Genomic DNA, 15,280 nt, shown 5'->3' with positions numbered 1-15,280 from the left:
TTACTGATTGATTAATCGAAATAATTTTCATTGATTGATTGGTTTAAATTACTCGAAGTTTATTTGAGCGAAATTTAAGTCAGTAATTGATGAGCCAGAATTGGTACCTTGTCTTTAAATAAGGTACAAAATGATTTTAACTGAAGAGTTTGATCATGGCTCAGATTGAACGCTGGCGGCAGGCTTAACACATGCAAGTCGAGCGGAGAGAGGTAGCTTGCTACTGATCTTAGCGGCGGACGGGTGAGTAATGCTTAGGAATCTGCCTATTAGTGGGGGACAACATTTCGAAAGGAATGCTAATACCGCATACGTCCTACGGGAGAAAGCAGGGGATCTTCGGACCTTGCGCTAATAGATGAGCCTAAGTCGGATTAGCTAGTTGGTGGGGTAAAGGCCTACCAAGGCGACGATCTGTAGCGGGTCTGAGAGGATGATCCGCCACACTGGGACTGAGACACGGCCCAGACTCCTACGGGAGGCAGCAGTGGGGAATATTGGACAATGGGCGCAAGCCTGATCCAGCCATGCCGCGTGTGTGAAGAAGGCCTTATGGTTGTAAAGCACTTTAAGCGAGGAGGAGGCTACTTTAGTTAATACCTAGAGATAGTGGACGTTACTCGCAGAATAAGCACCGGCTAACTCTGTGCCAGCAGCCGCGGTAATACAGAGGGTGCAAGCGTTAATCGGATTTACTGGGCGTAAAGCGCGCGTAGGCGGCTAATTAAGTCAAATGTGAAATCCCCGAGCTTAACTTGGGAATTGCATTCGATACTGGTTAGCTAGAGTGTGGGAGAGGATGGTAGAATTCCAGGTGTAGCGGTGAAATGCGTAGAGATCTGGAGGAATACCGATGGCGAAGGCAGCCATCTGGCCTAACACTGACGCTGAGGTGCGAAAGCATGGGGAGCAAACAGGATTAGATACCCTGGTAGTCCATGCCGTAAACGATGTCTACTAGCCGTTGGGGCCTTTGAGGCTTTAGTGGCGCAGCTAACGCGATAAGTAGACCGCCTGGGGAGTACGGTCGCAAGACTAAAACTCAAATGAATTGACGGGGGCCCGCACAAGCGGTGGAGCATGTGGTTTAATTCGATGCAACGCGAAGAACCTTACCTGGCCTTGACATAGTAAGAACTTTCCAGAGATGGATTGGTGCCTTCGGGAACTTACATACAGGTGCTGCATGGCTGTCGTCAGCTCGTGTCGTGAGATGTTGGGTTAAGTCCCGCAACGAGCGCAACCCTTTTCCTTATTTGCCAGCGAGTAATGTCGGGAACTTTAAGGATACTGCCAGTGACAAACTGGAGGAAGGCGGGGACGACGTCAAGTCATCATGGCCCTTACGGCCAGGGCTACACACGTGCTACAATGGTCGGTACAAAGGGTTGCTACCTAGCGATAGGATGCTAATCTCAAAAAGCCGATCGTAGTCCGGATTGGAGTCTGCAACTCGACTCCATGAAGTCGGAATCGCTAGTAATCGCGGATCAGAATGCCGCGGTGAATACGTTCCCGGGCCTTGTACACACCGCCCGTCACACCATGGGAGTTTGTTGCACCAGAAGTAGCTAGCCTAACTGCAAAGAGGGCGGTTACCACGGTGTGGCCGATGACTGGGGTGAAGTCGTAACAAGGTAGCCGTAGGGGAACCTGCGGCTGGATCACCTCCTTAACGAAAGATTGACGATTGGTAAGAATCCACAACAAGTTGTTCTTCATAGATGTATCTGAGGGTCTGTAGCTCAGTTGGTTAGAGCACACGCTTGATAAGCGTGGGGTCACAAGTTCAAGTCTTGTCAGACCCACCATGACTTTGACTGGTTGAAGTTATAGATAAAAGATACATGACTGATGATGTAAGCTGGGGACTTAGCTTAGTTGGTAGAGCGCCTGCTTTGCACGCAGGAGGTCAGGAGTTCGACTCTCCTAGTCTCCACCAGAACTTAAGAGAAGTTCGGATTACAGAAATTAGTAAATAGAGATTTCGGTCTTGGTTTATTAACTTCTGTGATTTAAGTATCACGGTATTAAGCATGACCTGACGAAGGCGTGTTTATTCATTAACAGATTGGCAAAATTGAGTCTGAAATAAATTGTTCACTCAAGAGTTTAGATTAAGCAATTAATCTAGATGAATTGAGAACTAGCAAATTAACTGAATCAAGCGTTTTGGTATATGAATTTAGATTGAAGCTGTACAGTGTTTAAGTACACAGACAACAGATAGTAGCGATGAAGAATCGCACGGACAACACTCACTTGTAGGTGTTGACGACTGTTTGGGGTTGTATAGTCAAGTAATTAAGTGCATGTGGTGGATGCCTTGGCAGTCAGAGGCGATGAAAGACGTGATAGCCTGCGAAAAGCTCCGGGGAGGCGGCAAATATCCTTTGATCCGGAGATTTCTGAATGGGGGAACCCACCTACTTTAAGGTAGGTATTGCAACATGAATACATAGTGTTGCAAGGCGAACGAGGGGAAGTGAAACATCTCAGTACCCTTAGGAAAAGAAATCAATTGAGATTCCCTCAGTAGCGGCGAGCGAACGGGGATCAGCCCATTAAGTTATGTGTGTTTTAGTGGAACGCTCTGGGAAGTGCGAACGTAGAGGGTGATATTCCCGTACACGAAAGGGCACACATAATGATGACGAGTAGGGCGAGGCACGTGAAACCTTGTCTGAATATGGGGGGACCATCCTCCAAGGCTAAATACTCCTGACTGACCGATAGTGAACCAGTACCGTGAGGGAAAGGCGAAAAGAACCCCTGTGAGGGGAGTGAAATAGATCCTGAAACCGCATGCATACAAGCAGTGGGAGCACCTTCGTGGTGTGACTGCGTACCTTTTGTATAATGGGTCAGCGACTTATATTCAGTAGCAAGGTTAACCGTATAGGGGAGCCGTAGGGAAACCGAGTCTTAATAGGGCGTTTAGTTGCTGGGTATAGACCCGAAACCAGGCGATCTATCCATGAGCAGGTTGAAGGTTGGGTAACACTAACTGGAGGACCGAACCCACTGTCGTTGAAAAGCCAGGGGATGACTTGTGGATAGGGGTGAAAGGCTAATCAAGCCTGGTGATAGCTGGTTCTCCCCGAAAGCTATTTAGGTAGCGCCTCGGACGAATACCATAGGGGGTAGAGCACTGTTTCGGCTAGGGGGTCATCCCGACTTACCAAACCGATGCAAACTCCGAATACCTATGAGTACTATCCGGGAGACAGACTGCGGGTGCTAACGTCCGTAGTCAAGAGGAAAACAATCCAGACCGCCAGCTAAGGCCCCAAAATCATAGTTAAGTGGGAAACGATGTGGGAAGGCATAGACAGCTAGGAGGTTGGCTTAGAAGCAGCCACCCTTTAAAGAAAGCGTAATAGCTCACTAGTCGAGTCGGCCTGCGCGGAAGATGTAACGGGGCTAAAACTATGTGCCGAAGCTGCGGATTTGACATTAGTCAAGTGGTAGGGGAGCGTTCTGTAAGCCGATGAAGGTGTATTGAGAAGTATGCTGGAGGTATCAGAAGTGCGAATGCTGACGTGAGTAACGACAAAACGGGTGAAAAACCCGTTCGCCGAAAGACCAAGGGTTCCAGTCCAACGTTAATCGGGGCTGGGTGAGTCGACCCCTAAGGCGAGGCCGAAAGGCGTAGTCGATGGGAAATTGGTTAATATTCCAATACTTCTGTGTAATGCGATGAGAGGACGGAGAAGGTTAAGTCAGCCTGGCGTTGGTTGTCCAGGTGGAAGGATGTAGGTATGTATCTTAGGCAAATCCGGGGTACTCTATACTGAGATCCGATAGCAAGCTGTACTTGTACAGCGAAGTGGCTGATACCATGCTTCCAGGAAAAGTCTCTAAGCTTCAGTTACACAGGAATCGTACCCGAAACCGACACAGGTGGTCAGGTCGAGTAGACCAAGGCGCTTGAGAGAACTCTGCTGAAGGAACTAGGCAAAATGGTACCGTAACTTCGGGAGAAGGTACGCTGTTGTTGGTGATGGAACTTGCTTCCTGAGCTGACGACAGCCGCAGAAACCAGGCCGCTGCAACTGTTTATTAAAAACATAGCACTCTGCAAACACGAAAGTGGACGTATAGGGTGTGATGCCTGCCCGGTGCTGGAAGGTTAATTGATGGGGTTAGCGTAAGCGAAGCTCTTGATCGAAGCCCCAGTAAACGGCGGCCGTAACTATAACGGTCCTAAGGTAGCGAAATTCCTTGTCGGGTAAGTTCCGACCTGCACGAATGGCATAATGATGGCGGCGCTGTCTCCAGCAGAGGCTCAGTGAAATCGAAATCGCTGTGAAGATGCAGTGTACCCGCGGCTAGACGGAAAGACCCCGTGAACCTTTACTGCAGCTTGACACTGAACTTTGACCTTACTTGTGTAGGATAGGTGGGAGGCTTTGAAGTTGGAACGCTAGTTCCAATGGAGCCGTCCTTGAAATACCACCCTGGTAATGTTGAGGTTCTAACTCTGTCCCGTTATCCGGGACGAGGACCGTGTCTGGTGGGTAGTTTGACTGGGGCGGTCTCCTCCTAAAGAGTAACGGAGGAGTACGAAGGTGCGCTCAGCGTGGTCGGAAATCACGCGTAGAGTATAAAGGCAAAAGCGCGCTTAACTGCGAGACCCACAAGTCGAGCAGGTACGAAAGTAGGTCTTAGTGATCCGGTGGTTCTGTATGGAAGGGCCATCGCTCAACGGATAAAAGGTACTCTGGGGATAACAGGCTGATACCGCCCAAGAGTTCATATCGACGGCGGTGTTTGGCACCTCGATGTCGGCTCATCTCATCCTGGGGCTGAAGCAGGTCCCAAGGGTATGGCTGTTCGCCATTTAAAGAGGTACGCGAGCTGGGTTTAGAACGTCGTGAGACAGTTCGGTCCCTATCTACCGTGGGCGCTGGAAATTTGAGAGGATCTGCTCCTAGTACGAGAGGACCAGAGTGGACGAACCTCTGGTGTACCGGTTGTGACGCCAGTCGCATCGCCGGGTAGCTATGTTCGGAAGGGATAACCGCTGAAAGCATCTAAGCGGGAAGCCTACCTCAAGATAAGATTTCCCTAGGAATTTATTCCTCTAAAGAGCCGTTCGAGACTAGGACGTTGATAGGTTGGATGTGGAAGCATAGTGATATGTGAAGCTGACCAATACTAATTGCTCGTGAGGCTTGACTATACAACACCCAAGCAGTTGTATATGAAGCATCAATCAATTCATAAATATGCAAAGCAACTTGATTTAGTTAAACACTTAGCTAAAATGAACAACGAAAATCAGACCAATCAGCCCATCTGTAAAGATTTGGAAAACGCAACGTATCACACAGTGAATAAAACGAAGCAAGTATCCATAAACAGTTGTGCTGGCGACCATAGCAAGAGTGAACCACCTGATCCCTTCCCGAACTCAGAAGTGAAACCTCTTAGCGCTGATGGTAGTGTGGGGTTACCCATGTGAGAGTAAGTCATCGCCAGCTCATTATTCTAAACACCCCCGTTCTAATGAATGGGGGTGTTTTTTTATTAGGGGAATTTGTATTCTCAATCCTTTAGATATTAAAATTTATTCAAATTATAAACAAATAAAGCTACTCTAAAATTATTTACCTAATTAGAAATCTAATATGCAATGGATCGTAATTAAAACTTTCTCGTTTCCTTATGAGGCACAAATTGCAAAGACTCAACTAGAAGCATTTGGAATTCCTGTTTATATTGAAAATGAGCATACAATTAATATGGATTGGTTTTATTCTAATGCTTTAGGTGGGGTCCGTTTATTAGTTCCAGAAAACTATGTTGATGAAGCGAAGTCATTTCTTGAAAAAGACTTTAGTGATGAGCTTGAACAAAAGTTTGGGGAGAGTAAAGAATGTTGCCCTGAGTGTGGAAGTTTGGATATAGAAGTTAATAATAAAGGAAAAAAATCTGCCTTTTTAGCGTTTATGTTTTTGGGCCTACCTTTATTTTCTTTTAGAAATGGTAATAGATGTAAGCATTGTGGACACTTTTGGAATTAAATATATAGTAAACGATTATTGATTATCTTAATTATGGAACCTAATGTAGAGATATTGGATTTAGTTCTATCTCTGTAATTAATGTACTAGGCGGAGAAGCCATTGATATTAAATAAAATAAATTATTTTGATGGCCGTTCAATTTAATAAATATAAGGACTTATTTAATGGTAGATAAAAAACAGCTAACTCAAAAGCAAATAGAGTTACTCCTTGAATTATTAAAGAATAGATTTGAAAAAAATACACATCGTCATACAGAAATAGAGTGGTCGGATGTGCAAAATAAACTAATTAAGGTTCCTGATAAACTTTGGTCATTGCTGGAAATGGAAAATACAGGAGGGGAGCCTGATGTTATTGCTTATGATCAGCAGAAAGACGAATATTTATTTGTAGATTGCTCTCTTGAGACACCTAAAGGTCGTAGAAGCCTTTGCTATGATCGTGAGGCCCTAGAATCTAGAAAAGATCATCCTCCTAAAAATAGCGCAATAGATGTAGCTAAGGAAATGGGAGTTGAGCTTTTAACAGAAGAGCAATATTACCAACTACAAGAAATTGAAGAGTTTGATCTTAAAACATCAAGTTGGCTCAAAACCCCAAATGAAATTCGTAAACTAGATGGAGCACTTTTTGCTGATCGTCGATATGGTCGTGTCTTTATTTATCATAATGGAGCGCAGTCTTATTATGCTGCCCGTGGTTTCCGTTGTTGCTTAAGAGTATAGGTATTGCATTGTATTTGAATAAAAAGAATAGGCTTTGATGTTTTATGCCAAGAAAATGGAGGTTCTTGCAACTTTTGATTGATGGCAAACATGACAAGATATGTTCTGGAATTAAATAAAAACATCAGGACATCTGTAGAAATGCAACCCAACCCAATTTACTATAATGAACAACATATTGCTTTTGCTGATAATGTTCGTCGATTTGTACAAAAAGAAATGGCTCCTTTCGTTAATGAATGGGATGAGGCTGAGACATTCCCAAGAGAGCTATATAAAAAGGCTGCTGAAATTGGTCTATTAGGTTTAGGTTTTTCTGAGGAATATGGCGGTATTCCCGATGCAGATCCATTTTATTCATTACTGGCTGGGGTAGAAATGGCAAAAGCTGGTTCGGGGGGAGGACATATTTCACTCATGGTACATACAATTGGAGCACCACCGATTCAGCATTTTGGAAGTGAAGAACTAAAGTCAAGAGTTTTACCAGGGATTATTTCTGGAGAAAAGATTTCAGCATTGGCGATTACAGAACCGGGTGGTGGTTCAGATGTTGCTGCATTACAGACTAAAGCTGTTCGTGATGGTGACTATTATGTTGTCTCGGGTGAGAAAACATTTATCACATCGGGAATTCGTGCAGATTACTATACTGTTGCAGTGCGTACAGATCCAACCAAAACAGGTGCTGAAGGCATTTCAATGTTGCTCGTTGATGCGCACAGTGAGGGAATTACTAAAACACCTTTAAAGAAAATGGGATGGTGGGCTTCTGATACAGCTCATTTGCATTTTGATCAAGTGAGAGTACCTGCATCAAATCTGCTCGGTAAAGAAAATGCTGGTTTTAAAGTTATTATGAATAATTTTAATATGGAGCGCTTTTTCTTGGGTGTAGTGGCGTATGGCTATGCTTTAGTCTGTTATGAAGAAGCTTTAGATTGGGCACAGCAACGGAAAACTTTTGGTAAGAGATTAATAGACCATCAAGTTGTTCGTCATAAATTGGTAGATATGGCAACACAATTGACCTCAACACGGGCATTACTTGAAGAAACTGCATGGAAAATGACTCAGCAGAATTTACAAGGGCCTGAGTTGGTGGCACAAATTTCAATGCTTAAAAATGTTGCCACTCGCACAATGCAATTTTGTGCTGATGCAGCTGTGCAAACATTAGGTGGTATGGGCTTTATGCGAGGTACTAAGTCTGAACGTATTTACCGTGAAGTAAAGGTCAATATGATTGGCGGTGGTGCTGAAGAAATTATGAAAGATTTGATTAGTAAACAGCTTGGTTATTAATTCTTGCAGGGTGGTCATTGGGCCACCTTTTTTATTTTAATGCCATCTCCCAAACCATTTCGGTTAACTCATCAATTTTGACTTTACCTTCAGATTTATACCAAGTGACAGTCCATGAAATCGCACCACCAACTAATCTTCGCCAAATAAAGGCATCATGTTTTATCTTGCTTTGAGTGCGTAACTTTTCAATGACATCTAACCAGATTTGTTCATATTCATTACGCATTTCTAAAAGATAATCTTGTTTTTCTTTTGACAGCGCAAACCACTCATAAACTAAAACAGCCATGGCTGCACCAGTATCTCCAGTAATTGAAATGAGTTCTGCTTTAATAAGAGCTCGTAATTGGTGTTCTGGATCGGTAGATTGAGCTGCTGCCTCTTCTAAACGAGCAAGATTGTAAATGATAGTTTGCTCCATTACGTGAGCGAGGATGTCATCTTTACTCTTGAAGTGATGAAATAAGCTACCTGATTGAATTCCAATAAATTGAGCAAGTTCGCGGACAGTGGTTTTATCATAACCTTGTTTGTGAAATAGATAGGCAGCTCCCTGTAATAAACGACCACGCGGGCTATCGTCAAAGCAAGAAATATGTGGAATCTGTTCAATTGAAGTCGCAATCATACGAAAGCTGGATCCTTTATATAAAAATATTTACGGAAAAAATTTTGCTAAATCTCACCATGTTTTAGGCTAGTTGTCGAGTTTGGCAGTTTTAGTCAATTTCACAATAACATTTTGCTCTTTACAAACCAAGCGCTTGCTTGGTAATGTTGAGTGTAATTTTTAAACAAAATAATGAGAAACAAGATGGCAAGTAATCAACAGGATGATGAGCGTGTCGTAAAAATAGGGTGTGCCTCAGGTTTTTGGGGAGATACCAATACTGCTGCTTTTCAATTGGTACATCTAACCGATATTAATTATTTGGTTTTTGATTACTTGTCAGAAATCACCATGTCGATTATGGCCAAAGCGAAAATGGTAGAGCCGAAACATGGCTATGCTTTAGATTTTGTCAGTCGTGTCATGGCGCCTCTACTTAAAAAAATTGCAGAGAAAAAGATTAAGGTGATTAGTAATGCTGGTGGTGTTAACCCATTGGCATGTCGAGATGCTTTGCAAAAAATAATTAAAGAATATGGACTAGATCTAAAAGTTGCCGTGGTTTTAGGTGATGATCTTTTACCGCAACATGAGCACCTCAAACAGCAAAATATTCGGGAAATGTTTAGCGGGGAAGCTTTGCCAGAACAAGTGGCGAGTAGTAATGCTTATTTAGGGGCGGTGGCTATTCGTGACGCCTTAGACTTAGGCGCTGATATTGTAATTACTGGTCGTGTTGTTGACTCTGCTGTGGTACTTGCTCCTTTACTTCATGAATATCAATGGTCTTTAGATGACTATGACAAATTAGCACAAGGTTCCTTGGCAGGTCATGTCATTGAATGTGGAGCTCAATGTACGGGTGGTAACTTTACCGATTGGCGCTTAGTTCAGGGTTTCGACAATATAGGCTTTCCAGTCGTTGAGGTGAGTGAAGATGGCTCATTTGTTGTGACGAAACCACAGGGTACAGGTGGTTTGGTTTCCACCGCCACGGTTGCTGAACAAATTGTTTATGAAATTGGTAATCCCCAAGCATATTTACTACCCGATGTAATTGCGGATTTTAATCAGGTGCATTTAGAACAAGTTGGGGAGCACCGAGTTCGTGTGACAGGGGCAAAAGGACAAGCACCGACTGCGCAGTATAAAGTCAGTGCGACCTATCCAGATGGATATCGGGTTTTAGTGAGTTTTTTAATTGCAGGACGTGAGGCACCACAAAAAGCACAAATCATTGCCGATGCGATTTTGGCTAAGTGCGAACGTGTTTTAGCAATGCGCTCAGTGCCGCCATTTAGTGAAAAGTCTGTTGAAATTTTAGGTATTGAAAGTACCTATGGCGAACATGCCCAAACATTAAATAGTCGTGAAGTTGTGGTCAAAATAGCTGTAAAACACATGTTCAAAGAAGCATGTATGTTCTTTGCATCTGAAATTGCGCAGGCTTCAACAGGTATGGCTCCGGCTTTGGCTGGGATTGTGGGAGGGCGTCCAAAAGCATCGCCAGTGATTAAACTATTTTCATTTTTAATAGATAAAAATCAAGTAAGTGTCGAAATCGATTTTGAAGGAAAACGCTACCCAGTTGAGATTCCACAAGGAGTTTCTACAGAGCAATTGCCTACTTTAAAGGCAGGTGAAAATGCAATTTATCAAGGAGATGAAATTGAAGTTCCTTTGATTGAAATTGCGCATGCCCGCAGTGGTGATAAAGGCAATCATAGCAACATCGGTGTGATTGCACGTAAAGCAGACTATTTGCCATGGATCCGTGCAGCACTGACGGAAGAGGCTGTTGCAAGCTATATGCAACATGTCTTGGATGCTGAGAAAGGGCGAGTAATCCGTTATGAGTTACCGGGTTTGAATGCACTGAATTTTATGTTGGAAAATGCCTTGGGTGGCGGTGGTGTTGCAAGTTTACGTATAGATCCGCAAGGGAAAGCCTTTGCACAGCAATTATTGGATATACCTGTTAAAGTTCCGGCACATCTTTTAGAAAAATAAAATGAATGGATGAAACAAAGATGAGTTATCAATCAATATTTAGACCAGATGCTTTCGCCAATAAAGTCATTATTGTGACAGGTGGTGGCTCAGGAATTGGACGCTGTACTGCACATGAGCTTGCAGCCCTCGGCGCTCAAGTAGTGATTACAGGACGCAAAATTGAAAAATTAGAGAAAGTAAGCCAAGAAATTATAGAAGATGGGGGCTTAGTTCATTTCATTGTTTGTGATAACCGTGAAGAAGAACAAGTGAAAAATATGATTGCCGAAGTGATTGAGAAATTCGGCAAACTAGATGGCTTGGTAAATAATGCTGGCGGCCAGTTCCCCTCAGCTTTAGAGAATATTTCAGCGAATGGTTTCGATGCAGTGGTGCGTAATAACTTGCATGCAACTTTCTATTTAATGCGTGAAGCTTATAACCAATGGATGGCTAAATATGGTGGCAGTATTGTCAATATGACTGCTGATATGTGGGGCGGTATGCCGGGAATGGGACATTCTGGTGCTGCGCGTTCAGGAGTTGATAACTTAACTAAAACAGCATCGGTTGAGTGGGGCAAATCTGGCGTTCGTGTAAATGCGGTTGCACCGGGGTGGATTGTGTCATCCGGTATGGATAATTATAGCGGTGATTTTGCCAAAGTGATTATTCCAAGTCTTGCTGGCAATGTACCGCTAAAACGTATGGGAACTGAATCAGAAGTTTCATCGGCGATTTGTTATTTACTGTCAGATGCTGCGGCTTTTGTGTCAGGTGTAACTTTGCGTATTGATGGCGCTGCATCGCAAGGAACACGCATGTATCCACTAGCTGATGCGACAAATAGTCAGTCTTATAATGGTTTCCATCGCGCGTTTATTCCTGAAATTTTTCAGAAAAAGACTGAGGCTGAGGAGGAGTAACAGTGACTATTCTCCAATCCGAAATTGCTGTTGGTAGTGAACAGTATCAAAAGAATAAAGAGGCATTGCTTACTCAACTGAGTGAAGTCCGTGCAATTCAGCAAAAAAGCATTGATAAATCGTATGCTGCTAAACCGAAATTCGATAAAAAGGGCAAGATTCTGCCGCATGAGCGTGTACGATTGTTACTCGATGCTGATTCACCTTTTGTTGAGTTGTGTGGCTTGGTCGGCTACAACATGCATGATGACAAGGATGGCTCCGAAGCTGGTGGTGGTGTAATTGCCGGTATTGGTTTTGTGAGTGGTGTGCGCTGTCTGGTTTCTGCAAGTAATAGCGCGATTAAAGGTGGGACCATGTCTCCTATGGGCGTACAGAAAACTTTGCGTTTGCAAAAAATTGCCTTAGAACAAAAACTCCCACTGATTACGCTGACCGAAAGTGGTGGTGCAAACCTTAATTATGCTGCGGAAGTATTTACCTATGGTGGTATGACATTTGCCAATCAGGCACGTCTTTCTGCGGCAGGTATTCCACAGCTTGCAGTGGTGCATGGTAATGCAACGGCAGGCGGTGCTTATCAGCCCGGTCTTTCAGATTATGTAATTGCTGTACGTAAGCAAACCGAGATGCTTCTTGCAGGTCCCCCTTTACTCTTGGCTGCCACTGGTGAAGTAGCAACAGCTGAAGAGTTGGGCGGGGCAGAAATGCATGCGCAGGTTGCTGGAACCGCAGAATATTTGGCTGAAAATGATGCTGATGGTATTCGACTTGCACGTGAAATTTTTGAACATCTGAACTGGAAAGAGCAAATCAAACCAGTTGATGTAACTTATAAAGAACCTCGTTACGATGCCGATGAACTGTTGGGTGTTATTCCAAGTGACCCTAAACAACCATTTAACATGAAAGAAGTGGTTGCCCGCATTATTGACGATTCAGATTTTCTAGAATTTAAACAGGAATATGATGATTTAACGGTATGTGGCTGGGCAAAAATTGGCGGACTACATATCGGTATTATTACCAATAATGGTCCGATTACACCCCAAGGGGCGGCGAAGGCAGCCCAGTTTATTCACCTGTGTGAGCAGACCAAGCGCCCATTATTATTCTTGCATAATACCACTGGCTTTATGGTGGGAACCGATGCCGAGCAAAATGGCATTATTAAACATGGCTCAAAGCTGATTCAAGCGGTTGCCAATTGTTCTGTACCTAAAATTTCAATTGTTGTGGCAGGGGCGTATGGTGCTGGCAATTACGCGATGTGTGGTCGGAGTTTATTGCCAGACTTTATTTTTGCATGGCCAAATTCGCATGTTGCTGTAATGGGTGCTGCACAAGCTGGAAAGGTACTGCGTATTGTTGCTGAAGGGAAACAAAAAGCTTCAGGGCAGGAGCCGAATCCGCAAATGCTCGATTTTCTTGAGCAAAGTACGGCCATGAAATTAGAGCAGCAATCTACCGCGCTTTTCAATACAGCTATGCTACATGATGATGGCATTATCGATCCGCGAGATACCCGAAAATTATTAATTTTCCTTTTACAGACCATTTATGAAGCACAGCAACGAGAGCTAAATCCAACTCGTTTTGGTGTGTCCCGTTTTTAATCAACCTTTACCGCAATTAAAAAAATTAATAGGAATAACACAATGAAATTTACTAATGAACATGAAGCATTGCGCCGTACAGCTCGTCAATTTGTTCAAAATGAGCTGAATCCACATATTCCAGAATGGGAGGCCGCGGGACGTTTCCCAATCCATGAAGTATTTAAAAAGATGGGTGATCTTGGTTTATTAGGAATCTGCAAGCCAGAAGAAAATGGCGGTTTAGCGTTAGATTATTCGTATAACCTCGTGGTTGCAGAAGAAATTGGCTATGCGGCTTGTGGCGGGGTGCCTTTAGCTATTGGTGTACAAACCGATATGGCAACACCTGCTTTGGCACGTTTTGGTAGTAAAGAATTACGTGATGAGTTTTTAACACCAGCGATTGCAGGGGAATATGTTGCATCCATTGCAGTATCAGAAGTACATGCTGGTTCGGATGTTGCTGCTATTAAAACAACTGCAAAAAAAGATGGCGATGACTATGTCATTAACGGCAGCAAAATGTGGATTACCAACTCATTGCAGGCCGACTTCTTTTGTCTTTTAGCCAACACGTCTGATGATAAACCTCACGTTAATAAGTCATTGATTATTGTGCCAGCAAAAACTAAAGGGATTAGTTTTTCAGAGCCACTTAATAAATTAGGGATGCTTTCAACAACCACAGCACAAGTTTATTTAGACAATGTACGTGTACCGCAGCGTAACTTGGTGGGTGTTGAAGGTATGGGCTTTATGATGCAAATGATGCAATTTCAGGAAGAGCGCTTATGGGCATGTGCTAATGCGATTGGCGGCTTGCAGCATTGTATTCAGCAAACAATTAATTACACCAAAGAGCGTACTACTTTTGGTCAACCCCTCATTAATAACCAATATATCCATTTCCGCTTTGCTGAACTTATGACCGAAGTGGAAGCACTCAAAGCATTAACTTATCAAGCATGCGAACAGCATATTGCGGGCGAGGATGTCACGATGTTGGCGTCTATGGCAAAGCTCAAAGCTGGACGTTTAACTCGTGAAGTTGCTGATAGTTGTCTGCAATACTGGGGCGGCAATGGCTTCATGTGGGATAACCCTGCGTCGCAGCTGTATCGTGATGGCCGCCTAGGGTCTATTGGGGGCGGGGCAGATGAGATTATGTTGGGGATTATCTGTAAGTTGATGGATATTCTGCCTAAAAAGCAGAAATAAAAATAAGGAATACACCATGACACTTTCGACATCTTTACAAGCTTTAGATCTTGATGACAGCATTCAATTAGAACAAGACAGCAGTATTTTATACCTTTGGTTAAATCGACCAGAGAGCCGTAATGCCATGAACTTGAATATGGTAAATGCCATTCAACAAGTTTTTGCTGCTATTCGCGGTGACCTTTCGATTCGTGCGGTGATTATCCGTGGCGAAGGCGGGACTTTTTGTGCAGGTGGTGACATTAAAGATATGGCTGCTTTACGAATTGAAGCGACCAATGTCGGCAGTCTACAACCTTATGCTGATTTTAATCGCCGTTTTGGTGCCATGCTTGAGCAAGTTGAAGCTGCACCGCAAACGGTTGTGGTGATTTTAGAGGGTGCGGTGTTAGGTGGGGGATTTGGTCTGGCATGTGTTTCCGATGTTGCCATTAGCCGTGACAATACCCAGTTTGGTTTACCTGAAACGGGGCTAGGCGTAATTCCTGCGCAAATTGCTCCTTTTGTGGTGAAACGTATTGGCCTGACTCAGGCACGCCGACTTGCTTTACTCGGCATGCGTTTTGAAGGGCATACGGCACTGAGTGTCGGTGTGGTTCATCAAATTGCACATAATGAAATTGAACTTGAGCAAGCTTTACAAGAAACAATTCAACACATTAAACGTGCCGCACCCAAGGCTTCCCGCGTGACTAAAGCACTGTTACATCGAGCGCTCAATGAGCCTTTGAGTGATTTATTAGATGATGCTGCACAGCAGTTTGCTCAAGCAGTTGGTGGTACCGAGGGACAAGAAGGAACGATGGCTTTTATTCAGAAACGGTTGCCGAATTGGACCGATGAATCATAAGCGATAGGAATAAAA

Annotated in this window: 9 protein-coding genes, 2 tRNA genes and 3 rRNA genes; 13 read left to right on the top strand and 1 reads right to left on the bottom strand. The window is 43.7% G+C overall.

Translation table 11 applies throughout. The features are described 5' to 3' along the window. The first annotated feature begins 137 nt into the window (after positions 1-137). From J663_RS17925 to J663_RS17890, 8 genes are all read left to right on the top strand, one after another. Positions 138-1,675: ribosomal RNA gene (locus tag J663_RS17925) — 16S ribosomal RNA — on the top strand. Positions 1,676-1,734: 59 nt separating this feature from the next. Then, positions 1,735-1,811 (top strand) — tRNA-Ile (locus J663_RS17920). Between the two features lie 55 nt (positions 1,812-1,866). Then, positions 1,867-1,942, top strand: a tRNA-Ala gene (locus J663_RS17915). A gap of 352 nt (positions 1,943-2,294) precedes the next feature. Beyond that, positions 2,295-5,185, top strand: a 23S ribosomal RNA gene (locus tag J663_RS17910). Between the two features lie 186 nt (positions 5,186-5,371). Then, positions 5,372-5,486, top strand: a 5S ribosomal RNA gene (gene rrf / locus J663_RS17905). The 16S, 23S and 5S rRNA genes sit together here with 2 tRNA genes alongside, the layout of an rRNA operon. A gap of 147 nt (positions 5,487-5,633) precedes the next feature. After that, positions 5,634-6,029, top strand: a complete 396-nt coding sequence (locus J663_RS17900; RefSeq protein ID WP_033851363.1) for a DUF2007 domain-containing protein — start codon at positions 5,634-5,636, stop codon at positions 6,027-6,029. Between the two features lie 167 nt (positions 6,030-6,196). Then, entirely contained in the window at positions 6,197-6,760 is a 564-nt protein-coding gene (locus tag J663_RS17895) for a DUF4256 domain-containing protein (protein ID WP_033851361.1), read from the top strand. A 141-nt stretch (positions 6,761-6,901) separates the two neighbouring features. Continuing rightward, entirely contained in the window at positions 6,902-8,065 is a 1,164-nt protein-coding gene (locus tag J663_RS17890; protein ID WP_033851360.1) for an acyl-CoA dehydrogenase family protein, read from the top strand. A 31-nt stretch (positions 8,066-8,096) separates the two neighbouring features. Here J663_RS17890 and J663_RS17885 read toward each other — a convergent pair whose 3' ends face one another. Then, entirely contained in the window at positions 8,097-8,696 is a 600-nt protein-coding gene (locus J663_RS17885; protein ID WP_033851358.1) for a TetR/AcrR family transcriptional regulator, read from the bottom strand. 186 nt (positions 8,697-8,882) lie between these two features. Between J663_RS17885 and J663_RS17880 the strand changes: the two genes are divergently transcribed. The 5 genes from J663_RS17880 to J663_RS17860 are packed head-to-tail and all read left to right on the top strand — an operon-like array spanning position 8,883 to position 15,265. Then, positions 8,883-10,688 carry an acyclic terpene utilization AtuA family protein gene (locus J663_RS17880; protein WP_033851356.1) on the top strand — a complete coding sequence of 602 codons (1,806 nt, stop codon included), beginning with the start codon at positions 8,883-8,885 and terminating at the stop codon, positions 10,686-10,688. Between the two features lie 20 nt (positions 10,689-10,708). Continuing rightward, on the top strand, positions 10,709-11,596 hold the full coding sequence (locus tag J663_RS17875; RefSeq protein WP_033851355.1) for an SDR family oxidoreductase: 888 nt from the start codon (positions 10,709-10,711) through the stop codon (positions 11,594-11,596). A 2-nt stretch (positions 11,597-11,598) separates the two neighbouring features. Then, positions 11,599-13,212 carry an acyl-CoA carboxylase subunit beta gene (locus tag J663_RS17870; protein WP_033851354.1) on the top strand — a complete coding sequence of 538 codons (1,614 nt, stop codon included), beginning with the start codon at positions 11,599-11,601 and terminating at the stop codon, positions 13,210-13,212. A 42-nt stretch (positions 13,213-13,254) separates the two neighbouring features. Then, positions 13,255-14,412: an acyl-CoA dehydrogenase family protein gene (locus tag J663_RS17865; RefSeq protein ID WP_033851353.1), complete on the top strand. Its 1,158-nt coding sequence runs from the start codon at positions 13,255-13,257 to the stop codon at positions 14,410-14,412. Positions 14,413-14,428: 16 nt separating this feature from the next. Next, positions 14,429-15,265 carry an enoyl-CoA hydratase/isomerase family protein gene (locus tag J663_RS17860; RefSeq protein ID WP_033851351.1) on the top strand — a complete coding sequence of 279 codons (837 nt, stop codon included), beginning with the start codon at positions 14,429-14,431 and terminating at the stop codon, positions 15,263-15,265. The last annotated feature ends 15 nt before the right edge of the window (positions 15,266-15,280 follow it).

Origin of the sequence: Acinetobacter sp. 826659 (assembly GCF_000588515.1) — a bacterium.
Classification (GTDB): Bacteria; Pseudomonadota; Gammaproteobacteria; order Pseudomonadales; family Moraxellaceae; genus Acinetobacter; species Acinetobacter pittii.
The sequence above is the reverse complement of the archived record's forward strand: the minus strand, read 5'-3'. Positions and strand labels throughout refer to the sequence as shown.